Origin of the sequence: Nostoc sp. (assembly GCF_036917575.1) — a bacterium.
Lineage (GTDB): Bacteria > Cyanobacteriota > Cyanobacteriia > Cyanobacteriales > Nostocaceae > Nostoc.
On record NZ_JBALDC010000006.1, the window covers coordinates 156,426 to 181,107 of the forward strand.

Sequence of the window (24,682 nt, forward strand, 5' to 3'; positions counted from 1 at the left end):
TCTGACGAATTACGATTAGTATCCCAGTGGCGAGGGTGTTTGCGGTTGCGTTTCAGAATTTGGCGTTGTGTTAGGCAATGCTGGCTTAGGACTCACAGATGCTGGAGGCAAGAAAATCACCCTTTCAGGAGTTGGTGATACCAGCCCTGCTGTTGGTTGTTCTGCTTCATTAGCCATTTTATTTTTCAGCGTCGCGTTAGTTGTCGTTAGCAGCCGTTCATGACGTTGAAGGCTTTGCAGTCTGCGATATGATTGACCCCAAAGCTCTTGAGAATATACTGTCCAGGCATAAACAGCAAGTGTCGATGCCACTAACAAGAATGCCAAAACTGACGAATAACGATGAAAGGTGTACAAGCGCAACAACCACAAAGGTGCGGCTCCAGAATTAGGCATTGTGGGAAGCCTAAGAAAACCTTCCCCCAAAGTCTTTTGGTTCGCATTCAACTGCTCATTGAGATTTGGTAATTGTTGTCTGCCCAATTCTTTCACCGATTTGGCTATAACTGCCTCATTTGTGGGAGAAACTGCTAAGTTTTTCGATAAACGCTGTCGTCTTTGAGAGGATACTGGTGTAGAAGCGCTTTGTGCTGCTGATTTCATCTGCGCAGAGCGTCGCCTCCCTAAAGAAAGGATAGAATCTCGCCGAAACCAATTACCCCTTGTAGAAACAGTAGATTTACGAGCAACTACCATAAATTTTTAAATTTTTTTAGATGAGAAATACTGCACTTTCGATTGATTGTCTTGATTGTCTGTTTTTGTTAGGGTTCAAATAACCTTCTGTGCAACAAGCACACATAACAGACTACACCCTTTTAACTTTTCTGATAGGTAGCTGTATCAATGTTTGCATCCCTTAGATATGCAATGCTTGCAATTAGCGATTAGAAACTGGACAGCTTACCTTTTAGATATCGCACCTAAAGTATGGCAATGTCGGGTAGCTAGATGCAATACTCTGTGAAAAAAATAAAATTTTTTGCTATCATAGCTCCGTTTGCTAAATAAATTGCTAATTTTCTTTTTGCTCCTGAGTTAAGAAAAACTAATCAGGATACGTAATTCCAAAAACAATACCCCAAAGGATTGTTTTTTTTAAGTATGTAATCTCGCAGAATTTAAAAAAAGCAATAAATAGGGTATCGTATTCAACAGACGAAAAATTGTTCTAGCCACAATTGGTGAAAGAGGAGTTATGAAAACAAAAATCTTTGGTTTTGCTTTAATGTTAAGTCTGGCTGCAATTCTTGGGGCTTGTGAAGGTGGTGGTGGTGATGGTGCTGGTACTGCTACCCCAGCTGCTACAGGTGAACCAACTGATGCACCTGCTAAGTCAACTCCTGCCACGACTCCTGCTGCGACTCCTGCAACTCCTGCAACTACTCCCGCAGCGACTCCTAAGTAAGGCATCTGAAACTTTAGTTAAAATCACGCCTAGAACTACTTAGTAACAGCGTTCCTCACTATATAGCTCGAATTAATTAGGTTCTCGAAAAACAACCTCATTTTTATGTCGGTTTATCTGAGCCTAAAGTTTGCTCAAATATCAACTAAGTAGAGTAGGAAGCAGAGGACACTGGTAAAGAGGGTTACGTCCTCTACCAAGTGTCCACATGAAATTCTCGCCCGCTCAAACCTTGTTTTCAGCTAAGGAATGACAAGATACTTTCTTCGTTTGGCATTTAAAATTGCTTATACTACTAAGTTTTGAGAGGGCAAAATAATTTATTGCGATCGCTGGCAATTGCTCTTGAGCATTACTATAGTCTGTTCCGTATCAGGAAAGACCTGGTAATCTTCCTTGATATTGCCAGATTTTTATTGGGAAAATTTGGGCATAGGAAAAACAGATTTTCAACCTGCGTTATCAACGTAGTTCAAGAGATGAGGAGAGTTAAAACGAGAAAGTATATAAAATTACTGATTGTAGTTGTAACTACTGTAACTTCAGTTGTCTTAAGTAGCTATTGGAGAGCGGTAGCAATAGCATTACCGCCACCAGAGGATACACCAGAAGAAATATTACGGACAAAGATTATTATAGAAGCGCGATCGCCTATTGATGGAAAATTCCTAACAGCTGCCGAGTATATCCAATTGCAAGCCCAGCTACAAGAAGTCCCGCCACCAAAACTAGACCCCAAAATTCGAGAACAGATTTTTTTGCTTCGCTTACGTAAAACATTATTGCAGTTTTTCCCATTTTTAAATTTTTGATAAATTCGTGATTAGTCATTTATCCTCTGCCCAATGCCCAATACTTCGACTCCCTTCCCTACGGGACGCTACACAAACGACTACCAAGAGGGCAAGTCGCTCAGTATAAGTGCCCTATGCATCATACCTAATGCCAGATTTTGATGTAGGATAACGGTGGCGACAAAATTGCAAATAAATGTAAAGAATATATATAGATATTAAAAAAGTAGATTTAGTCAATCACATTATTTCACTTAGGTAGCTTCATGTCCATGACCACGATCGCCCCTGAACAGGTTAACAGCATCGTTTGGAATCAGCATAACGATCCCTTTGAAATACTAGGCTCTCATACCATAGAGCAAGATGGCAAAACTGTCTGGGCTGTGCGGGCCTACCTACCAAATGCAAGTGCAGCATGGGTCGTTCTGCCTGAACAACGCAAAGAATACCCAATGCAAACAGTGCATCATCCTCACTTTTTTGAATGCACTATTGAAACTGCCGAATTGGCAAATTACCAGTTACGGATTAAAGAAGGAGAACATGAGCGTGTCATCTATGACCCTTACGCTTTCCGTTCTCCCCGCTTGACAGACTTTGACTTGCATTTGTTTGGTGAAGGCAACCATCATCGGATATATGAAAAACTGGGAGCGCACCCCACGGAAATAGGCGGCGTTAAGGGCGTTTATTTTGCTGTTTGGGCACCCAACGCTCGTAATGTTTCATTGCTGGGAGATTTCAACCTCTGGGATGGGCGTAAACATCAGATGCGTAAAGGCCCCACCGGAATTTGGGAATTATTTATTCCTGAAATCGGTGTAGGAGAGCATTACAAATATGAAATCAAAAATTTTGAAGGACACATTTACGAAAAATCCGATCCCTACGGTTTCCAGCAAGAAGTTCGCCCGAAAACTGCATCCATTGTCACTGATTTAGATGCTTATAATTGGAGTGATGAAAACTGGATGGAAAAGCGGCGTCGCATTGACCCCCTAACTCAGCCAGTTTCAGTCTACGAAGTGCATTTAGGCTCTTGGTTACACGCTTCGAGTGCGGAACCAGCCAAACTGCCAAATGGTGAAACTGAACCAGTAATTCTCGTTTCTGGACTAAAGCCGGGCGCACGCTTCCTTACCTACCGAGAACTAGCTGACCGACTCATTCCCTATGTCAAAGAATTAGGATACACCCACATAGAAATGCTGCCCATTGCGGAGCATCCCTTTGATGGTTCTTGGGGTTATCAAGTAACTGGTTACTATGCCCCTACCTCGCGTTTTGGCAGACCCGAAGATTTGATGTATTTTATTGACAAATGTCACGAAAATGATATAGGGGTAATTGTAGATTGGGTTCCTGGTCACTTCCCCAAAGATGGACATGGTTTAGCTTTCTTTGATGGTAGCCACCTATACGAACACGCTGACCCCCGTAAAGGCGAACATAAAGGATGGGGTACTTTGGTGTTCAATTACGGTCGCCATGAAGTTTGTAATTTCCTAGCAGCAAATGCTCTCTTCTGGTTTGACAAGTACCACATTGACGGGGTTCGTGTCGATGCTGTTGCCTCGATGCTCTATAACGACTATTGCCGCGAACCAGGAGAATGGCTGCCCAATCAGTACGGTGGCAGAGAAAACCTAGAAGCAGCAGATTTTCTACGTCAGGTAAATAACATTATCTTTAGCTATTTCCCCGGTGTTCTCTCAATTGCTGAAGAATCCACTTCTTGGCCAATGGTATCTTGGCCAACCTATACAGGCGGACTGGGTTTTAACTTGAAGTGGGATATGGGCTGGATGCACGATATGCTGGATTACTTCAGCATGGATCCTTGGTTCCGCCAGTTCCACCAAAACAATATCACCTTTAGTATGTGGTACAACCACAGCGAAAACTTTATGCTAGCCCTGTCTCACGATGAAGTCGTGCATGGCAAGAGCAATATTATCGGTAAAATACCGGGAGATACATGGCAAAAGTTAGCTAGTGTGCGTTGTTTATTTACCTATATGTTTGCTCACCCAGGCAAGAAAACCATGTTTATGAGCATGGAATTTGGGCAGTGGAGTGAGTGGAATGATTGGACAGATTTGGAGTGGCATTTATTGCAGCATGAAGCCCACCAACAGTTAAAAACGTTTTTCCACGATTTGAATTATCTTTACCGTTCTGAACCAGTTTTGTACACCCAGGATTTTGCCCAACCGGGGTTTGAGTGGATTGACTGTAGCGATAACCGCCATAGTGTAGTTGCCTTTATGCGTCGTGACAAGGATTCTGATGATTTTGCGATCGTCGTTTGCAATTTTACACCACAACCCCATTCTCACTACCGTATCGGTGTACCGCAAAAAGGATTTTATACTGAGTTGTTTAATAGTGATGCCCGTAAGTATGGCGGCAGCAATATGGGCAACTTAGGTGGTAAATGGACGGATGATTGGTCTTTGCACAGTCATCTTTATTCACTGGATTTATGTTTGCCACCTCTGGGTGTGTTGATTCTCAAGTTGGATAAGGAGAAGACTGCTGAGGTAATTGGATAACAATTTGGGGTGGGTGCTGCCCCACCCTATAGATAGTTTTGTTTATTGACAGCTACTCAACCCAGTTCTTTAATAGACTCTGGTGAAACTAAATATTCGTTATTCATAACCCTTGTAGAGACGTAGCAGTGCTACGTCTCTACATTCTTTTTCATGATTTTTAACTAGCGATCGCTCTGCATTCAATACGCTTGGGTTAAGTGTTGAGTAGCAAAAAATTTGATAAAACTTATTTAGCTTTAGATATGGCTCAAAAGCCAAAAAAAATTTTGTATAGTACAAATGTATGATTTGTCAGCCCTAATTCTAGATATTTTATAATAATTCTAATGATACAGATTAAGCCGGAAGTAAAGCGTACAGAAGAATTGCGCCAGTTATTGCAACAAGCTAGCTATGCTTATTACGTTCTAGATGCTCCAATCATGGAGGATGCAATCTATGACCAGTTATATCGAGAATTGCAACAACTAGAAACTCAATATCCAGAATTAACAGCACCCGATAGTCCGACTCAGCGTGTAGGTGAGAGACCTGCAACGCAGTTTACCTCGGTGCGGCACAATATCCCCTTGTACAGTCTGGAGAATGCATTCAATATTCATGAGTTGCAAGGGTGGGATCAGCGTTGGCGACGACAAATGCCGAAAATAGATTCAGTGGAATATGTCACTGAACTTAAAATTGATGGTTCTGCTTTGGCTCTTACCTACCAAGATGGCATTCTAGTTAGAGGGACAACTAGGGGTGATGGGGTAACGGGTGAAGATATCACTCAAAACGTGCGGACAATTCGCTCAATTCCCTTACGTTTAAATTTTGAAGGCTTAGAAATTCTAGAAAGAGTAGAAGTGCGAGGTGAAGCGTTTTTGCCCTTGGAAGTATTTAAACAAATCAACGAGGAAAGGCAAAAAGCAAGCGAGCAATTATTTGCCAATCCCCGCAATGCCGCAGCTGGTACACTCAGACAACTAGACTCCCGGATTGTCGCTAAACGCCGCTTAGATTTCTTTGGCTACACGCTGCACATTCCTGGTAGAGATGACACTAGTATTGCTAATACCCAATGGGAAGCTTTAGAGTTGTTGGAAAAGATGGGTTTTCGAGTTAACCCTAACCACAAACTGTGTGCTTCACTCGCAGAAGTGGCAAAATATTATGAATATTGGGACACGGAACGGCTGAATTTACCCTATATGACTGATGGAGTAGTGGTAAAGCTGAATTCTTTTAAACTTCAGGAACAGCTAGGGTTTACGCAGAAATTTCCCCGGTGGGCAGTAGCCTTAAAGTATCCAGCCGAAGAAGCACCCACCCGTGTGGAAAATATTGCAGTAAATGTGGGACGAACGGGGGCGTTAACGCCATTAGCAGAGATGCGCCCGGTGCAACTGGCGGGAACAACAGTTTCTCGCGCCACTTTACATAATAGCGATCGCATTACTCAATTAGACATTCGCATTGGCGATACTGTGATTGTCCGCAAAGCTGGGGAAATCATTCCAGAAGTGCTAAGGGTAATCAAAGAACTCCGTCCAGCTGATACCGAACCCTTCGTTATGCCTACCGATTGCCCAGTCTGCGGTCAATCGGTGGTGCGAGAATCAGGTGAGGCGGTGACTCGGTGCGTCAATGCTTCCTGTGCAGCTATTCTCAAAGGTTCCATTGAACATTGGGTAAGTCGTGATGCCTTGGATATTAAAGGCATGGGCGAAAAGCTGGTATATCAACTTGTTGATAAAGGTTTGGTGCATTCCGTTGCTGATTTATATGAGTTGACAGCAGAGAAATTATCTGAATTGGAAAGGATGGGGAAAAAGTCGGCAGAGAAGTTGATTGATGCGATCGCTCAATCCAAAAATCAATCTTGGTCAAGAGTATTGTATGGTTTAGGTATCCGCCACGTTGGCAGTGTAAATGCTCAATTGTTGACTCAGAAATATTTCACTGTAGACCAGTTAGCTACAGCAAAGCAATCAGATATTGAAGGCATTTACGGTATTGGTGCTGAAATTGCCCAATCACTATACCAATGGTTTCGGATTGACGCTAACCAAAAGTTGATAAAACGTTTACAAGCAGAAGGATTGCAATTAACTGCCCCAGAAGAAACAAAAGTAATTGGGGATGGTAATCATAAGTTCGCAGGTAAAACTTTTGTAATTACGGGAACATTGCCAACTTTAAAGCGAGATGAAGCGAAGACTTTGATTCAAAAAGTTGGGGGCAAAGTGACTGATTCAGTGAGTAAAAAAACAGATTATTTAGTGTTAGGAGAAGATGCTGGTTCCAAGTTAGAAAAAGCAGTTTCTTTGGGAATTCCACAGTTAAGTGAGACGCAGTTATTAGAAATGGTTGAAGGTTGAAATTGAGCCGTCATGCTGACCTCCAAATATTAATAATTTATGACGACAATAGGAAGAAAGACCTGTAGTCAATGTCGAATTTGTTGACGGTAATGTTGAAGAATATGAACAAATAAAAATTAATAATTTAGTGAAGAGAAATATTTTCCCTTTGTAAATGACGGCTTTTAGGGATTTTTTCGTGTACGTTCCAACCAAACTTTATTTCGATACGTGTTAGAGTTGATTTGCGAATTCCCTTGAGCCGCTCCCGTTGTTGATCTGAAAGTTTTAATTCAGGAGAACTATCTAGAACACGAATGGCATAAGGTAAACTCTTACCCTCTGCCATACTTGCATTGAATACCTCCCGTTGTTCGGGTGTGAGGATATTTTCGATTTCAGAGCGCTTGTCCTGACAAATTTGATATAATTCGGATTCTTGCTCTGTGGTTGCTTCTGCTTCTTTTGCTACACGAGCTATCATTGGACACTGTTGTATTAGCGGGCTATTTTGTGTGAATGAATTAGTTGACCATTGAAAATTCAATGTAAATTGACTAAGAACGGTTGCAGTAATAGCAGCAATTACTGGAGTTTTAAATTGTTGAACTTTAGAAGGCAACGCCACATAGTGAAGTTTTGTTAAATGCATTGAACTACTCAAGCGTATTTTTACTAAATCGCTCTAATTTTAAACATGGAACAATTAGCTATGCATGAAGAGAAAGTCATGAATATATCCATGACTAAAGTAATGATTTGATGTGTTTAAGTAAACCTTTCAGCATAGCTTTTGTATCTCACTCAACTGCATACCGCTATATTAACCACTACTTAACACTTAACTAAATATAACTTTACAGTAGCTTTTACGGAATTTTGATATGTTCCTGTGTATCAAACTCTATTGGCTTATATCTTGCTCCTTTACTATTAACTGTTATTGAGGAAAGTAAACATCTTGTAGATTAATCACTTTCCCTTTTACTCTCATCGAGCTGAAAGCTAGGTGCAAGATATAAACCAATATGAACAAAAACAATTAACATTTTGTATATTTACATAAATTTGTCATGAACAAAAGACAACAGGTTTTTAACGGCATTGTCTTATGGGTGGGACTAGCATTCCTGATTTTAATGCTACAAAATTTCTACAGTATATTGCAATATATTTTCTTTTTGCGAGTGCCTATAATTGTTGGTTTATTGCTGTTATTATTGCCAACAATTTCAGTGAATACTGGTTTATCAGCGATGTTAAAAAACTTATTTGTACTTCGTGCTAATAATCAGTTGGTTTTAGTTATTGGAGGTGCAGTTTTAGCAGGACTAGCTACGATACAAGTTTTCGATATCATCTTGTATAATTCTCATTTTCGTTTTGATGTACCTCAGCAGCAAGGAATTCCAGAATTTCTTCAATATTTAATCGCTATCATCTTAAGTCTTCCGATTGCCATCAAGGCGATTCAGCTTTCTAAAAAAGAAATAGAAGAAGCAGATCGTAGCTGGGAAGGTTGGGGAATTATATTTGGTATTATTGTAGGAGCTTTATTGCTAATAACAAATTACTTTAACAATAAATCTTTTGAATCCAATCAGGTTTTAAAGCAGGTCTTATCGAAAATAATTTCTTTTTTACCAGAAAGAATACAAAGGGGTTACATAGATGTAAATAATAATTTATCATACGGAATTGCTACAATAACAGTATTTTCCATTTTTCTATTAATTGTTTATGGATTAGGTTATTTTATCTTGAAACCTAGCCCAACTCCTAATAGATTTGAAGCTCCTGCTCTTTTTTATATTACTCTCATTTTGTCAGTTATGGTAGTGTGGATAGGAGGAATATCTTACTTTGTTGATGTGTCTCGCATTCCTACATTGCTATTATTTTTAGCAATTTCATCTGCTTCTTATGCTATTTTTAAAACAGACCATTTTTACAAAATATACTCAAACAATAAGTGGGAAAAACCAACAAAAGAAAAGTGGATTAATGTTATCTTTCAACGTCTGAAAAATCAAAAAAGTGAAAAGAAAACTTTAGTAGTGGTTTGTGCAAGTGGTGGAGGTATTCAAGCATCTGGATGGACAACTAAAGTTTTGACTGGTTTACAAGAAGAACTTGGATCTGATTTTACCAAAGCAATTGGTTGGATAAGTTCGGTTTCTGGTGGTTCTGTCGGAACAATGTTTTATTTGAATAGATTTGGAAATCGGGGTTATCCAGAAGAAAATCAATTAAAACAGATTTTTAAAAGCGCTACAGAAGATAGTTTGGATGCTACAGGTTGGGGATTAGCTTATCCAGATTTACTTCGTTTTATTGGTTTACCTTTTGTCGTACCAAAAGCACAAGAGAATAATACTGCAACTGAGCAAGACCGTGGTACTGCTATCGAAATAGATTGGAAAGGGGAAATGGAAATGAAAACTAAAAATGAAAGTTTAGCTAGCTGGAGCGACAAAATTGATCAAGGAATTATTCCTATTCCTATTTTTAATGCAACTTTAGTTGAAGATGGACGGCGTTTTTTAGTTAGTCCAATGACTTTTAGTCTGCATCAGGATTGCAAATCTATAGATTTTAATACCCTTTATCCAGAATATGATATTGATGTGACAACAGCCGCTAGATTATCTGCCACTTTTCCTTATGTATCTCCAGTATGTCGTCCTAGTCTAGACACTAGATGGAATTATCATATAGGTGATGGTGGTTACTTCGACAACTTTGGTATTGGTACTACTATAGAATTACTCGATCAACTATTAGAATCTGAGCAATCTCACCAAATTAAAAAAGTTATTTTAATCCAAATTAATGCTTTTCCCGATGATGAGAATCCCCAAAAAGAAAAAGGTGCTCCGGGATGGCAGATGGAAGTTATTGGTTCATTGCTCGCTTTATTAAATGTTCGTAGTGATACACAGAATGAAGGCAATACATTAAATATAAAACTTTTGATAGACAAGTATAAATGTGGCTATAAGTATGATGAGCAAGAAAAATTGCAGCAATTTTCAAAAGATAAATATTGTCAAAAAGGAATAGAAATTATGCATATTCCTATTAAATTTCCTCGTGGTAAAATCAATCCTCCACTTTCTTGGCAGTTAACTCAAGAACAAAAAGAAGCTATTCAAAATGCATGGCAAGACTGGAAAATAAATAACTCCAATTATATTTCTGAACTCAAAAAGATATTCTCAGAGTGATGAGTATCCATTCAGATAATAAAATAGGAATTACCTTCAGATGATAAATGTCGCTCTAACCAATCTTCTATATCAGCCATTACCTCGCGGTAATTTATGTCACTCTGAAGTTCGTGATAGGCTCCGGGATACTCAATTCTCAGCTTATCTTTGTAGTTTACCCGTTGGCAAAAGATGTCACTCCCCACCGGCAAAGCTACTCGGTCTGCACCACCATGCAGAATCAACAATGGTAATTGCCAATCACCAGCGTGAGCATTAATCCAATCAACTGTTGCAAAGAATTCTGTAGCCAGACGAGCAGTAGCAAGGGTATGTTGCAGTGTATCCTGAGCAATGGCGGCTAAAACCTGCGGATCTCGTGAAGCAGCACTGATGTCAATACCTGTACTCAGGGTGAAACGCGGCCACACCCGTGAGAGTATTTTTCCTAAAAGTACACGAATAGGTGAAACCCCTACTTTACCCAAGCTTGGCGCAAGAGCGATCGCACCCTGCAATAATGATGCTTGTTGGGGATAGCGCAGAATGTAATCTAAAACAATCGCCCCTCCCAAACTGTGACCCAAGAGAAAAACTGGACATCCAGGATTCTGAGTCTGAATTAACTCTAAAAAAGCTCCCAGGTCTTCACGAAACTCACTCCAAGCGTTGATATGGCCTTGCTGACCTGGTGAGCGTCCATGACCCCGCAAGTCTAAGGCGTAGACAGCGTATTGCTTGGGTATCAAATGCTCAATTATATTACTGTAGCGATCGCTGTACGCTCCGAGTCCATGCACAATCGCTAATATTGCCCGGACTTTACCCTCTGGATGCCAGCTTTGGTAATACAGTTCAAGTCCTCCAACACCTTGGAATCTGCCTTCTTTACGAGAAGCTAGGCGATCGCTATGGTCAATCATCTGGTTAATTTTTTACGTATTCTCGCAACAAGCTACTAAAAAGTCAATATTTATTCATTAACACTTACTAAATCGCTGAATTTAGACACTTGACTTCTTGAATAAGTCGGGTATCTGTGAACAACTTTTGTTTAAGTAAATACCATTCGTCCTATAGGTTATTAAAAAATATCTACCAGTTTGTACAAATTATCCAAAATTAGGCTATAGATGTAAACCTGGAAACCCAGATGCAAGCTGACAAATCTTAATTACGAATTACGAATTACGATCATTTCCTTGCCATAGCTGCCGCAACGACTGAAAAATCCTTACAAATTTCTTTTCTAGCCAGACCATAATATAATCAAGCCATTCCAAAAGTTGCTCTAAAGGGTGCTTTTCATAGCCAGTTGAAGTTGCTGTGGTTTCTATCCAGTCTGGCTGTGCCTCAATATGACTGCTTTGGTGAAATTGCTGTTGTAAAATTTCCCCTTTATGACTCTCGCTTGTAATTTGGGAAATGCGGGTTTGAGTTTGTTTTACCGAGGTGACCTTTCCAGATGTTTTTTGACTTGAGGTTAAATTACTACTTGGTTGTTTTCTTTTTATCAAGCCAAATCCAATTTTAGGTTGTTTTACACTCAAATTCTTTTGTGGAAAATGCCCTATTGATAAATTTGGAGCTAAAGCAGGATTTTTCCCCCCAGAAAGTGTAACTGGCTTGTTAGCAACAGTTTTTGTGTCACCAAATAAATCATTCCACGTTAGCCAAGGATCGTCTATTAAATCTTGATTCTCTACTACAGAACTTTTAGACAAGGCTTTTTTTAGGCGTGATGGAAATAGTTTACCTGGTAATTTATCATTGCTGATTGTTGTCTCAAGTGTTTTTCTATTACCAACACCAAAAAAGTAATTAAGCGCCGCTTCAATCAAAGCCTGAAAATTCTGTGAATTAGTTTCTAACCCATCAGAGTTAGGGGCAATTTCTCCTTTGGCAGTTAATTGCTCTTTACCATAAAGAAATATATTTAACTGAGTTTGGGCAACTTGGACAATTTTCTGGCTACGTTCTTGCACAGGGACTAAAGCATTCGATTCCAACTTAGCAATGGCTATATCTAGAAATATTAATAATCTATCTGTATTGAGTAAATCTTTTCGTATATCCTCCGCTAAAACTGGAATTTCAACTGGATTTACGTCAGTGAGTTTTGCTAATAATCGGTCAATTTGTGGTAATAGCTGCGTTTCTTTTTTACCTACAATCAAACGCTTTTCCTTCTCTACGAGAGGCTGCACCAACGGAACGCTACGCGAACGCGTCGCGTATCGTAGAGAAGACTGCCAGTAATTAGCAACTTCGTTAATAATTCGGTCTTCTAATTTTGCCTGTTGTTCGGGTGTTAAGATATCTAGAATTTCATTATCAGCAGTTACAAGTACTAAATTCCGACTCATTAAATTTGTGGCAATTCCTCGCACTATAGGAAGATGCTGTTGAAGGGTATTTTTTAATTGTGAAGGGTTAAGACTGATAGCTTGATTAGCTGTGATATTTGATGATTGAGTAAAATTAGAGTTATTTTCAACGAATTTTAGCCGAAAAACTCTCAATAAAGCTAAGGGATTGAAAAGTACAGATGCTTTCGTAGAAGTGGAGGTAGGTTCATCTGATGACAGGTAATTGACTGCTTCTAGTACATTTTGAATGGGACTATCAGCATTGGGTAGAGTTTCAGGCTGGAAATCGGTATCATTTGGTTGTAACTTTAATCTAGTTTGCGGTTCTTTAGTATGTAGCGTTTTCCCAAATGATTCAGATGACTGAAACAGTAGATACACTGGGTAAAGTAGTATCTCGACACCCCACTTAGTGGCAACTTGCAAATGCCGAAAGGTGTGTTCCCACTGTTGTGTCACCCGCCGAGATTGCTGGTGGACAAAGTTAAATAGTCTGCTTTGATAACGACCAGAGGAACCAGAAGACATAGTAGTAATTTTTTAGTTCAAGTCTTGTTAAGTTGTGAGACTCGCGCCAAACAATAAAAATAATCAACACCTCATATTAGCGAATATATGACCCCGACTGTCTCTCAATCCCAGACCAAATTTATCTCACAAGCAATTGAGCAACTGCGCTCTTTTTGTCAAGTTAATCTTCAGTCTACGTGGCTGTATCAGGAATCTGACTCAGTTATTACTGATGTCGTAGCTGCTGATTTGTCTAATTGGCAACCAGTCCAGTTGAATGCTAAAGAACATATTGCTTGGACGGGCGGGAAAAAAGTGCTATGGCTAGCGCAAAGATTGGTAGTTCCCCAAGATTTACACGGTTATCCCTTAGCTGGGTTATCTTTGCGGCTGGCGCTGGTTTGGTGGGCAGATTCTGCTGAGATTTATGTAAATGGAGAGTTAGTGCTGGAGGGTGATTTATTTGATTGTTCGCCGAGAGTACTTATCAGTCAAGGGGTAACGCCAGGGGAAGAGTTTATTGTGGCTTTGCGGTTAGTGAGTCCGGGACATTGTGATGGTGCTTTAGTGCGATCGCTCCTAGTTTATGAATCTATTACCGATAATAATCCCGATCCCGGTTTTGTGGCTGATGAGTTAGCTGTGGTGCAGCTTTATTTAGAAAAATTTGCGCCGGAGAAGTTAGATGTTTTGGCGGCGATGGTGGGGGAAGTTATGAACCACAGAGGCGCAGACAACACCGAGGAGGGAGAGTTAGTAAAGTCGTTTTTAGCTCTACGCCAAAATTTGATTCAGTCTGATATCTTAGCCCCCTTTTTGAAAGCTACGGATATAAAATCTAAAATTTTTTTATTGGGTCATGCTCACTTAGATTTAGCATGGTTATGGCCTGTGAGTGAAACTTGGAATGCGGCGCAAAACACTTTTGAGTCGGTTCTGAAGTTGCAAGAAGATTTTCCTGAGTTAATTTTCTGTCATTCGACTCCGGTACTTTATGCTTGGATTGAAGAACATCGACCGGACTTATTTGGGGCGATTCAAGCACAGGTAGCTGCTGGACGTTGGGAAGTTGTCGGCGGAATGTGGGTGGAACCAGAACTCAATTTGATTGCTGGTGAATCAATAGTCCGTCAGCTACTATATGGTCAACGCTACATCCAGGAAAAATTTGGCAAGCTTTCAACTGTGGTGTGGGTTCCAGATTCTTTTGGTTTCTGTGCAACTTTACCGCAGTTTTTTGCTAATGCTGGAATTGAGTATTTTGTAACGCAGAAGTTGCGGTGGAATGATACTACTAAATTTGATTATGGGGCTTTTTGGTGGCGATCGCCTGATGGCAGTGAAGTCTTTAGTTTGATGTCTGCACTCATCGGTGAAAGCATTGACCCGGTTAAAATGGCAACTTATGCTCTTGAGTGGCAAACTCAAACTAGTTTACCAGAATCCCTGTGGCTGCCCGGTGTCGGCGACCACGGCGGCGGCCCCACCCGTGATATGCTAGAAACCGCCCGACGCTGGCAAAAGTCGCCTTTCTTCCCAGACTTAGAATTTACGACGGCTGAAAAGTATTTACAGCAAATTAGTAAAGGAGCCAGGAGGCAGGAGGCAAGAGGCGGGAGGCAAGAGGCAGGAGATAATAGTGATGATTCTCCCTCATTCCCTACTTGGAATGACGAACTGTATTTAGAATTTCATCGCGGTTGTTACACTACCCACGCAGATCAAAAACGCTGGAATCGTCGTTGTGAAAATTTATTATATCAAGCTGAACTATTTGCTACCTTGGCAACTGTAAGCTGTGGTGTGACATATCCTAAAGCAGAAATTGAAGCAGCCTGGAAATTAGTATTATTTCAACAGTTTCACGATATTTTACCTGGTTCTTCAATTACCCAAGTTTACACAGATGCCTTGCCCCAATGGCAGCAAGTGGAAGAAGTGGGAACGAAGATATTACAGGAATCACTTTTAGCGATCGCATCTCACGTTACCTTATCAGAACCACCAAAACCCGATAGTCTGCCTATTTTTGTTTTCAATTCTCTCAATTGGAAACGTTCTGAGGTAATCTCTGTAGCCTTACCTACACCACCAACAACTACCCAAAAATGGCAGATTTACGATGCTTCTGGCAAGCAGCTTATCTCCCAATTATCTCAACCATCAACTTTACTATTTCTCGCTACCGAAATTCCACCTGTAGGCTACCGCATATTTTGGCTTTCCCCTTCATTCTCCAGTACAGATGAGGTTAATCGCGTCTCTCCTTCATCTCCCCCACTCCCCCCAGACTGGATTTTAGAAAATGAATACTTGCGAGTTGTTATAGATCCTGACACCGGAGATTTATCAAGTGTTTTTGATAAAACTTATCAACGAGAAGTTTTGAGTGGGGCGGGAAATCAACTGCAAGCTTTTAAAGACAGTGGGCAATATTGGGATGCTTGGAATATAGACCCCAATTATGCTCAACATCCCTTACCCTCAACAAATCTTCAATCTATTCAGTGGTTAGAACAAGGCCCAGTGCAAAGTCGTGTACGTGTGGTGCGTCAGTTGGGTGAATCGGAATTTTGCCAAGACTATATTCTGCAAACTGGTTCACCTCTGCTGAACATCGCTACAACTGTCAATTGGCAAGAAAATCATGTATTAGTGAAAGCTGCTTTTCCTTTAAATATTGAAGCTGACTTTGCTACTTATGAAATTCCCTGTGGCGCGATTCGCCGCCCAACTAAACCCTTCGGGTACTCTTCGAGAACGCCTTCGGCGAACGCAGTCGCCTACGGAGGGTTTCCCTCCTGCACCGCTGACTCACCGCAAACCCCCGCAGAACAAGCAAAATGGGAAGTTCCTGCTTTGCGCTGGGCTGATTTAACAACAGAGAAAACACAGACAAATACCACAATCCCAAATCGTTATGGTGTCAGTTTGCTCAATGATTGTAAATACGGTTATGACAGCAAACCAAATCAACTCCGCCTAACACTGCTACGCAGTTCTAATTGGCCAGACCCGGAGGCTGACCGAGGTTTTCACGAGTTCAAATATACTTTGTATCCTCATGCTGATAGTTGGGAATCAGCCCATACAGTACGGCGTGGCTATGAATTAAATATACCGTTGCAAGTGATATTGAATTGGCCACTGGCTCAACCCTCTGCTACCGCTAACAGTCCTATTGAAGCAGTAAGTTTCCTAGATTTATCAGCTGAAAATTTAATCTTGATGGCCTTGAAACCATCTGAAGACGATCCACAGCAGTTAATTCTACGATGTTATGAATCTCACGGAGAAACAGCCGAATTATCTTTACAAAGTGATTTAGGGTTGAATTTAGGAAATACAGTAGATTTATTAGAGCGTTCCGCTAGTACTGAATTTTCATCTCAGCAACAAGTCTTGATAATACAACCTTGGAAAATCGCCAATTTCAAGGTGATACCAGCGATTAATCCCAGGCTGGAGTAAGCTACTATCGTTAATGGTTAGTGATCAATAGAACGACCACTAACCATTACAGAGACATCAATAGACATCCTAGAAACTAATTATGTGCCTTATCCAAAATTGTTAGTAAACAAAATTCATGTAGCTGAAGCTTCCTATGCCACTTCATGGAAGCAAGCTACGCATAGCATCTCTGTTATGAGAAGGGTATTATGCCTACGTCATTTTTACTTATATCTCTAATACCGTCGTCGGATAATCTGGTATCGTCCGTAGGGCTGCTGTCTTTCAATAATCTGGCGTTGTCTAAAACGCTGCCGTTGTTGGATTCTCTGATATCGTCCGTTAGGCTGCCGTCGTTGGATTCTCTGGTATCGTCCGTTAGGCTGCTGTCGTTGGATTCTCTGCTGTCGTCGGATTCTCTGATATCGTCCTGACCGCCGTTGAGCAATCAAAAGCTCTCCAGTTTTATTTCCAACTATATTGGCATCTGGTGTAAGGCTCTGTTGACTCAGAGCATTACTTAGAGAAATATCTTTCGCTTCAGCTAATGAGGGCGGAGACACAAAGGCAAATAGCAATACTGCTATTGAAGATAACTTCCTGAAACCTTTCATGTTTTTGCTTCTCTAAACTTTGGGTAATAACTTTATTAAAACACTTTAAAATCGGAAATTTATCACTTGCACACTTTTTTAAACTTAATTTAGTATGAAATTCAATATTGCAATTTCACCCTTTGGCATGATTGTAATTTTTATAAACTTGCGTATATAAATAATGATTATTTAACTACGATGTAATTTTTTTTACTGTATAGATGAAGTATACAGTTATTAATTAAATAAGCTGCATTTTTTCTTGTGAGATGGGTTCAAAAGCCTTACTGAGTAAAGGAAATATTCTCCATATTTTTGATTTTGGAAAACTTTATATTGGACTTCTCTCCATCCCACAAGATAGATTAAAACTGTATTAAATACAAACGATAACTGCTAAATATTCTTAGCGTCAGCTGTAAATAATAATCTGTCACTGGGTTTGTATCTCCGACCAACTATCTTGTTAAGTGCTACGTTTTTCTTATCTTCTTCCTCCTTTTCCTTTAGGGATATCTTTTACTACCTCCACCTACTACACCAATTTTGTGACGATAAGAAAGTTCAGCACCGAACCAACCAGAAGCACTGGTTAATGTACCAACAATGAGTGAGATTAACAGTCCCCAAGGTACTATTCGGGACTCAGCGTCGCCTAAGCGTAAGAGAAAGTTAATGAGTGATAAAACTAGTATAGAAACGTTAAGTATTAAATGTGCCCAACCAGCACTACGCTTGCGGACTCGTTCAATTCTAAAAAAGTCGCTCAGACCGATCGCAGATGCAAGGACACCTCCAGCCAATCCAAGTCCGATTAACCATAGCGAAGCCCTAGCCCAAAAGAAATCGCTAGTTAACCAGTAACCAATGTCACTTCCTAAGGCAGCAGCTAAAAAGGCTATGGGAAAAGTTACAGTTAATGGGTGTAAGGGATGTCCAGCGATCGCAACTGTACTCGGTACACCAGTATCACGATATTCACTGTCGTTACTTTCAATAACTGGTGGAATATTTGGAAAAGGTGTTGAACCTACTTGCGTTGTTTCTGTAGTTTCCATTATTAGTATCCTGAATTTATTACGTTACATTTTTAAGCCGAAGGAATTTTTTCCACATAAGCTTCAGCCTGTAGGATTAGTTTGCCTACTTCTACTTCTAGTTGGTTTACTTGCAAGCTTATACCTTCTAAATCAAAGTTACTTAAATTCAAAATTTCGCTAGTTTGATCTATCAAAGCTTTTGTCAAATCTGGCGATATTTCTTCACTTTCACCATACTCAACATTTTCTAAATTCACACTTTTTCCATTGCTACTAATCTTGGGAACTGCGGAAAAAGCAACTTGCTGATTTTCACCAGTTTCTACTAATTTTATGCTGGCATTTATTGCTACTTTCCCATCACCCGGTAATCGAAAATCTACATCTTGAGGTTCAATTGTCCTCAGTTCTCCGTTAATATGTATTTTTTGACTTTGCAATTGCGATCGCACATACTCGGAGTTGAAAGCACGATTGATATCAGCTTCGGTTAACACAACTTGTGCTTGAGCTTCGGTCGGTTTAGTTAGTTCAATTTTACCAAAAGCCACACTTAGAGGATTAATGGCAACATTAGTCATTCGCATTTTCAATTCCTCCATGCGGAGGTCTTTTTGCATAACTAAACCTTTACCTTCAATCGTGACTTCATCCACCTCTCCCTGAACCAGTTTCAGCGGGTCTGTCTTGATGTCTACATCTAGATTTTCTACTTCATCTAATTGACTAGATAATCCTATTTCTGCCGCTTTATTGAGCGCTTGCTCTCCTAATCCGGGATTGTCTGACATTATGTAAATTAATTCCTGTTGAAAGCACATCCTTGAGTTAATTTAATAAACTAACAGTACAGTTTTATCTATCTGACGATGGAATATAGATTTAAATGTTGTATATCTAATTTCAAATTTAAATTTGACATTTTTACCTTTTTTATGCTTTATTACCTCTGCACTTGGAGCGATTTGTTATAAAATTGACAAAAACCAAATATTTCAGTTAAATTCTTCTGACTGCTGGAATTTTTTTATACAATGCTCTCAGAACGTTTTACCGCAGCGCTTACCTACGCCACCCAACTACACGCTAATCAAGTTCGTAAAGGTTCGGGTGTCCCTTATGTTGCCCATTTATTAGGTGTCGCCAGTATTGCTCTAGAATACGGAGCAAATGAAGATGAAGCGATCGCAGCTCTGTTACACGATGCGATCGAAGATCAAGGTGGTGCTGCAACACGAGAAGAAATTCGCCGTCGCTTTGGTGACAATGTAACGGCAATTGTAGATGGTTGTACTGACGCTGATACAACTCCAAAACCTTCTTGGCGACAGCGCAAGGAAGTATATATTGCTCATATTCCTACAGCTTCCCCATCAGTTTTACTTGTGTCATTAGCTGATAAACTTTACAATGCCCAATCAATTCTCAAAGATTATCGCATTTTGGGCGAATCACTGTGGGAACGTTTTCAGGGGCGTAAAGAAGGTACTCTTTGGTATTATCGAGCGCTTGTAGATGCTTTTAAAAAAACTGAAAGTCCTATAATTATTGAGGAATTAGAACGGGTGATTTTGCAAATTGAGGTGTTAGCATCTAAATAAAAATTTAATTTCCCCAGAATTCAATAAAAAGATTTACAAAAACTACATAAATAGCTTTTTTACAGACACAATATAGTGATGTATCTCACGAATAAATTTTGGCTTTTAGGTTCTCTCTCTAGATAAGAAATCTTTCTCTCGGTAGATAGGTGTACTGATATTATTCTAACTGTTAAGTTACCAATATGACAATAGTAAGAAAAAAACCCCTAAATCCAACTCTAAATCCTTCTGTAAGTCCTCCTGAAAACTTGGCAGAAAAGTATATGGAAGCAGAGCGTATGCATGACGTTCTGCTTTTATTGCAAAACTTGATTAACAGGGAAGAAGCCACTGTGAAACTAATTCTGAATTGTCTTTATGATGTTGGTTCAGTTAATCTGATCAATCAAAAGCTTCGCCTGAAACCCTTAAATAGGGTGATGAAATTAATTGCCCGAATGTCTAAACCAGCTTTTAGAATTATAGCTTTATATTGGTTCAAAAAGAATTGTCCCCAACTGATTACTAATTGGCTACACACACAAGTTTCTTTTGAAAAGCCTCAAAAGCCACCCGAACAAGTACCTATTGAAGTTGTCAAACTGGAACCATATTCTATACCACAGACAGAAAGTATAAGCCAAGAAATTATAAATCTACGCTCTCAGGTGAGATGGCTAGCTGGGATTTCAATAATTGCGATCGCTGTTTTAGTAGTAAAAGCCACTTGGTTAAACTGAAACCGATGAATGATAAATTATGAATATTATGCCTCTGCCCAAACCGATATTGGAGGATATAGAAATACACCTGCTCTTGGAAGGTGTGTATCAATATTATGGTTATGACTTTCGCAATTATGCTCTTTCCTCACTCAAGCGTCGTATTCAGGGCTTCATGCAATCAGAAGGGTTAGCAAATGTTTCTGCATTGCAAGAGCGGTTACTCCACAATCGTCCTTATTTAGAAAGATTTTTGCTTGCTCTGACGGTAAATGTAACATCAATGTTTCGCGATCCTAGCTTTTATAATACCTTTAGAAATCAGGTTATTCCCTTCTTACAAACCTATCCGTTTATTCGCATCTGGCACGCTGGATGCTCAACTGGTGAAGAAGTCTACTCAATGGCAATTTTACTGCAAGAAGAAGGACTTTATCATCGTTGCCGCATATATGCCACAGATACGAATGAGAAAGTATTACAAAATGCTAAAAGTGGTATTTTTTCGCTGAAACTGATGCAGGAATATACTCACCTTTATCTGAAAGCAGGTGGCAAAAAATCTTTTTCAGAATATTATACAGCAGCTTATGACAATGCTATTTTTCGGTCGTCCCTAAGAGAAAATGTTGTTTTTGCCCAGCATAATTTAGCCACTGATGGTTCTTTCAATGAGTTTAATGTGATTTTTTGCCGTAATGTTCTCATATATTTTAATCAGGTACTTCAAAAACGGGTACACGAACTGTTTTATAATAGTCTTTGCACTTTTGGGATCTTAGGTTTAGGAAGACAAGAATCTATTAGGTTCACCTCTTACGAGCAATACTATGAAGAGTTAATTAAGGGTGAAAAAATATATAGAAAAATAGCTGGTGGGTGAAGAAAATGCTTTGAGTAGATAATTTAATTATAAATTATTCTAAAATAACTAATGTCCAATACCCTAAAAACTATAAATAAAATTGCGTAAGCGTAATCCATTGTAGATATCGCTGTCAAAAGACAGTCTGTCAAACATTTTTTATTGTGTTCATCAGATAAATTTAGTAATTATTTAAGGTAAATTACAGATGAAAGTATTAAAGGAGATTGTCGATGCAACTTCTCGAATGTCCTCCTGTTGCAGTCATTGCTGGAGAAAATGCGGTTCATCTTTCTCAACTACCTTCTATATGGCAAGACATTGCTAGAGGAAACACGAGTGTCGGACTTTCCCAGCCTCAAAGCTATGTTGAGATGGCACAGTTATTTTTGTATAAATTAGAACGTGGTGATGTTGACTTATTTAGCGATCGCCCCCAACTAGCTCACCTAATACCATCATTTTCCCAGTTATTTGCACAGCTAGCATGGGAAACCTTAGAGTTTTTTGGGCAAGACTTTCTCAAACACAGCTATCCGAACTTTGCAGAGATTCTGCGGGATTTGGAGTCAAAAGGAATCGATGACGCTGATGAAGTAAAAGTGGCTCATATTGGCATAGATTTGTTCAATGAATTTGGTTATGAACTACCTGCTAGCTTTTATCACGTGCATTTAGCCCCAATTTACCGCGCTCATGTTTTTGAAGAACGCGCCTTGCGATTCGATCTACGCGATATTGAGCATAAGCGTGCTTGGGATGCCATACTCCATGCAGGTAAGGTATTTGCTATTCAAATGAAGGTGCAAAGTATTGCTTCTAAATACGGTTTTACTTACCAGCATGGCTGCGGTTGCAACTCTCATCTATCTTCCATTGATGTATCTCGTGGGGCGTTTGAATACGAATTGAGTCCCGAAAAGCGTCAGCGATGGATTCGCAGTTTCATCTGGACTGCTTGGTATGAGTATGCCTTCTTTGCGATCGTACCAAATACAAGTTATTTGGTTTAACAAAAAAATTTAAGAGTCAGAAGTCAAAATTCAATTCTGACTTCTGAATTCTTCTTCAAGAAATTGGTTCAAAAACCATTTGCGGAATCAACACTTCATCTTGTAATTGTCCGACACCTAAAAAGCGAGTCTCTTCTTGATAAACTCGTACTATCCCAGTAATATCAGAATTTAGAGAAACTCGCTGACCTTGACACCATTTTTGAGCAGATGTTGCTGGTAAAGTCACAGACAACAAATGTTGTAAGGCTGCATCGGGGACGAGAGGTTGAAATGTCCCACCTTGCAATTTAGTTTCTAAGTCGGTGAAAGTGAGACTATCTTTTAAATCGAAACCACTGCTTTGAGTACGGATCAAAGCCGCAAGAGTGCCACCAGTTTCTAAGATTGCACCTAAGTCACGAGCGATCGCTCTAATATATGTACCAGAACCACAGGCGATCGCCACATCCAATTCAGGAAAATCTCCTTCTCTCCAGTCCAAAATTTCTATGTGAAAAATTTCCACTGTCCGCACTGGAACTTCTACCATTTTCCCTTGGCGTGCTAAATCGTAAAGACGTTTCCCATCCACTTGAATTGCACTGTAATTCGGTGGTATTTGCTCAATCTTGCCTTCAAATTGTGCCAGTGCAGTTTTCACCTCTGCCAAACTCAACCCAGTACAAGCTTGAGAACTAATGATTTCACCTTTTAAATCATCAGTTGTAGTCCGTACACCCAGCCGAATGGTGGCTTTGTAAGCTTTGTTTTCTGGCAGATATTGTAATAATCTTGTGGCTTTACCAAGTGCGATCGGTAAAACTCCGGTTGCTGCTGGATCTAAAGTTCCCGCGTGTCCCACACGCTTGATGCGCAACAATTTTCTCACCCGCGCCACGCAGTCGTGAGAAGTCCAGTCAAATGGTTTGTTTAAGTTGAGAAAACCTTGAGATAACACAATAGCAATACTTTTACTCTTTTCTTTCTCAAATACTCATCTAATATTCAAATATTATAATTTTAGATTTAAATCTAAAATTATAAGTATAAAATAATACTATTAAATCAACGAAAAAATACTCACTTTCTTAACCATGTTATTGGGGAAAGACGAATAAAAACATATATCTATCCTACATCCCAAGGTACCCACAAAAAACTTTCTTCTAAGATGAAGGGAGTTAGCTAAGAGAGATCCAATACTACACCGACTTTGCGGTACGATGATTCGCCTCATTATATTTAAAGTACAATCTTCATACTCAAATCCAGCCACTTCGACTGAGTTATCGGCGCACTGGTAGAAATATAATCAACACCCGTTTCCGCTACACCGCGAATTGTTTCCAATGTCACATTTCCCGAAGCTTCAATTTTCACTCGGTCATCTTGCTGGTAAATCAACTGTACTGCCTGACGCATCATATCTAAAGGCATATTGTCCAACATAATAATGTCAGCGTTATGCTGCAAAGCTTCTTTCACCTGCTCTAAACTTTCCGTCTCTATCTCTATAGTTAAAGGGTAAGGAATCTGAGAACGAATACGGGTAACAGCTTCTTTAATTCCCCCCGCCGCCGCAATGTGATTATCCTTGATCATCACCGCATCATCCAACCCCATACGGTGATTAATCGCCCCACCCAAAGTAGTCGCGTACTTTTCCAAAAGTCTCAGCCCTGGTGTAGTTTTACGTGTATCAACTAATTGAGCACGTAAATCAGCAATTTTTTCTACGTATATATTCGTTAGCGTAGCAATTCCACTCAATCGCATAACCAAGTTGAGAGCCACCCGTTCCCCCATCAGTAGCGCATCCAGTGAACCATGAATTTCAGCTACCACCTGTCCCGGCTTACACCATGTACCTTCAGCTGCCATTGCCACAAAACTGACTTTTTCATTCAATATCTGAAACACCCTAGCTGCAACTGGTAAGCCAGCAATTATCCCTGAAGCTTTTGCGATCCATTTAGCAGATCCTAGCGTCACATCTTCTACTAGTAGCGTATTTGTAGTGCGATCGCCGCGGCCAATATCCTCCAACAACCAGCTACGCAAGAGTGGATCTAAAACCAGCCAGGGCGGCAAAACAGCAGAATAGCTCACAAATTTAACGCTTTTTTAGTGACTTTCAGGAATACTATAGCTCAAAACCCTGATGTTGCATGGATTTGAAGAGGATAGAAAAACGCTCCCAAAATATTTTGGGAAAAATAGTTGACACAATGA

The 24,682-nt window shown here is 39.9% G+C and carries 19 protein-coding genes; 10 read left to right on the plus strand and 9 right to left on the minus strand.

The window, feature by feature from the left end; genetic code table 11:
* Window positions 1–15 precede the first annotated feature (15 nt).
* Entirely contained in the window at window positions 16–696 is a 681-nt protein-coding gene (locus V7K79_RS01685) for a hypothetical protein (RefSeq protein WP_335044093.1), read from the minus strand.
* 502 nt (window positions 697–1,198) lie between these two features.
* Here V7K79_RS01685 and V7K79_RS01690 point away from each other — a divergent pair.
* The 4 genes from V7K79_RS01690 to ligA all read left to right on the plus strand — a co-directional run bounded on the left by V7K79_RS01690 (window position 1,199) and on the right by ligA (window position 7,126).
* Window positions 1,199–1,408 carry a hypothetical protein gene (locus V7K79_RS01690; RefSeq protein ID WP_335044095.1) on the plus strand — a complete coding sequence of 70 codons (210 nt, stop codon included), beginning with the start codon at window positions 1,199–1,201 and terminating at the stop codon, window positions 1,406–1,408.
* 479 nt (window positions 1,409–1,887) lie between these two features.
* A complete protein-coding gene (locus V7K79_RS01695; RefSeq protein ID WP_335044097.1) occupies window positions 1,888–2,220 on the plus strand; it encodes a hypothetical protein in 333 nt (110 codons plus the stop codon).
* Between the two features lie 248 nt (window positions 2,221–2,468).
* A complete protein-coding gene (glgB, locus tag V7K79_RS01700) occupies window positions 2,469–4,760 on the plus strand; it encodes a 1,4-alpha-glucan branching enzyme (RefSeq protein WP_335044099.1) in 2,292 nt (763 codons plus the stop codon).
* Between the two features lie 329 nt (window positions 4,761–5,089).
* Window positions 5,090–7,126: an NAD-dependent DNA ligase LigA gene (ligA, locus tag V7K79_RS01705; RefSeq protein ID WP_335044101.1), complete on the plus strand. Its 2,037-nt coding sequence runs from the start codon at window positions 5,090–5,092 to the stop codon at window positions 7,124–7,126.
* A 127-nt stretch (window positions 7,127–7,253) separates the two neighbouring features.
* Here the strand turns inward: ligA and V7K79_RS01710 are convergent, their stop codons facing one another.
* A complete protein-coding gene (locus tag V7K79_RS01710; protein ID WP_335044103.1) occupies window positions 7,254–7,760 on the minus strand; it encodes a hypothetical protein in 507 nt (168 codons plus the stop codon).
* Between the two features lie 421 nt (window positions 7,761–8,181).
* Here V7K79_RS01710 and V7K79_RS01715 point away from each other — a divergent pair, with 421 nt between their 5' ends.
* Window positions 8,182–10,335 carry a hypothetical protein gene (locus tag V7K79_RS01715; RefSeq protein WP_335044106.1) on the plus strand — a complete coding sequence of 718 codons (2,154 nt, stop codon included), beginning with the start codon at window positions 8,182–8,184 and terminating at the stop codon, window positions 10,333–10,335.
* An 11-nt stretch (window positions 10,336–10,346) separates the two neighbouring features.
* Here the strand turns inward: V7K79_RS01715 and V7K79_RS01720 are convergent, their stop codons facing one another.
* Together V7K79_RS01720 and V7K79_RS01725 are read right to left on the minus strand one after the other, a co-directional pair.
* On the minus strand, window positions 10,347–11,240 hold the full coding sequence (locus V7K79_RS01720; protein WP_335044108.1) for an alpha/beta hydrolase: 894 nt from the start codon (window positions 11,238–11,240) through the stop codon (window positions 10,347–10,349).
* A gap of 258 nt (window positions 11,241–11,498) precedes the next feature.
* Window positions 11,499–13,214, minus strand: a complete 1,716-nt coding sequence (locus tag V7K79_RS01725) for a hypothetical protein (protein ID WP_335044110.1) — start codon at window positions 13,212–13,214, stop codon at window positions 11,499–11,501.
* 87 nt (window positions 13,215–13,301) lie between these two features.
* Here V7K79_RS01725 and V7K79_RS01730 point away from each other — a divergent pair, with 87 nt between their 5' ends.
* Window positions 13,302–16,667: an alpha-mannosidase gene (locus tag V7K79_RS01730; protein WP_335044112.1), complete on the plus strand. Its 3,366-nt coding sequence runs from the start codon at window positions 13,302–13,304 to the stop codon at window positions 16,665–16,667.
* A 218-nt stretch (window positions 16,668–16,885) separates the two neighbouring features.
* On the opposite strand, the gene V7K79_RS01735 is transcribed toward V7K79_RS01730, so the two are convergent.
* The 3 genes from V7K79_RS01735 to V7K79_RS01745 all read right to left on the minus strand — a co-directional run bounded on the left by V7K79_RS01735 (window position 16,886) and on the right by V7K79_RS01745 (window position 19,076).
* Entirely contained in the window at window positions 16,886–17,263 is a 378-nt protein-coding gene (locus V7K79_RS01735; protein ID WP_335044113.1) for a hypothetical protein, read from the minus strand.
* A gap of 488 nt (window positions 17,264–17,751) precedes the next feature.
* Window positions 17,752–18,303, minus strand: a complete 552-nt coding sequence (locus V7K79_RS01740; protein ID WP_335044114.1) for a DUF2231 domain-containing protein — start codon at window positions 18,301–18,303, stop codon at window positions 17,752–17,754.
* 32 nt (window positions 18,304–18,335) lie between these two features.
* The gene (locus tag V7K79_RS01745; protein WP_335044116.1) at window positions 18,336–19,076 is read right to left on the minus strand and encodes an LmeA family phospholipid-binding protein; all 741 of its coding nucleotides are present in this window, start codon (window positions 19,074–19,076) and stop codon (window positions 18,336–18,338) included.
* 243 nt (window positions 19,077–19,319) lie between these two features.
* Between V7K79_RS01745 and V7K79_RS01750 the strand changes: the two genes are divergently transcribed.
* The 4 genes from V7K79_RS01750 (at window position 19,320) to V7K79_RS01765 (ending at window position 22,468) form a co-directional block, all read left to right on the plus strand.
* On the plus strand, window positions 19,320–19,886 hold the full coding sequence (locus V7K79_RS01750) for an HD domain-containing protein (RefSeq protein WP_335044118.1): 567 nt from the start codon (window positions 19,320–19,322) through the stop codon (window positions 19,884–19,886).
* Between the two features lie 185 nt (window positions 19,887–20,071).
* A complete protein-coding gene (locus tag V7K79_RS01755; protein ID WP_335044119.1) occupies window positions 20,072–20,608 on the plus strand; it encodes a hypothetical protein in 537 nt (178 codons plus the stop codon).
* 28 nt (window positions 20,609–20,636) lie between these two features.
* On the plus strand, window positions 20,637–21,473 hold the full coding sequence (locus V7K79_RS01760) for a CheR family methyltransferase (protein WP_335044142.1): 837 nt from the start codon (window positions 20,637–20,639) through the stop codon (window positions 21,471–21,473).
* A 215-nt stretch (window positions 21,474–21,688) separates the two neighbouring features.
* Window positions 21,689–22,468: a hypothetical protein gene (locus V7K79_RS01765; protein WP_335044121.1), complete on the plus strand. Its 780-nt coding sequence runs from the start codon at window positions 21,689–21,691 to the stop codon at window positions 22,466–22,468.
* 55 nt (window positions 22,469–22,523) lie between these two features.
* On the opposite strand, the gene truB is transcribed toward V7K79_RS01765, so the two are convergent.
* Together truB and nadC are read right to left on the minus strand one after the other, a co-directional pair.
* On the minus strand, window positions 22,524–23,408 hold the full coding sequence (gene truB / locus V7K79_RS01770; protein WP_335044123.1) for a tRNA pseudouridine(55) synthase TruB: 885 nt from the start codon (window positions 23,406–23,408) through the stop codon (window positions 22,524–22,526).
* 284 nt (window positions 23,409–23,692) lie between these two features.
* Entirely contained in the window at window positions 23,693–24,559 is an 867-nt protein-coding gene (gene nadC, locus V7K79_RS01775) for a carboxylating nicotinate-nucleotide diphosphorylase (RefSeq protein WP_335044125.1), read from the minus strand.
* Window positions 24,560–24,682 lie beyond the last annotated feature (123 nt).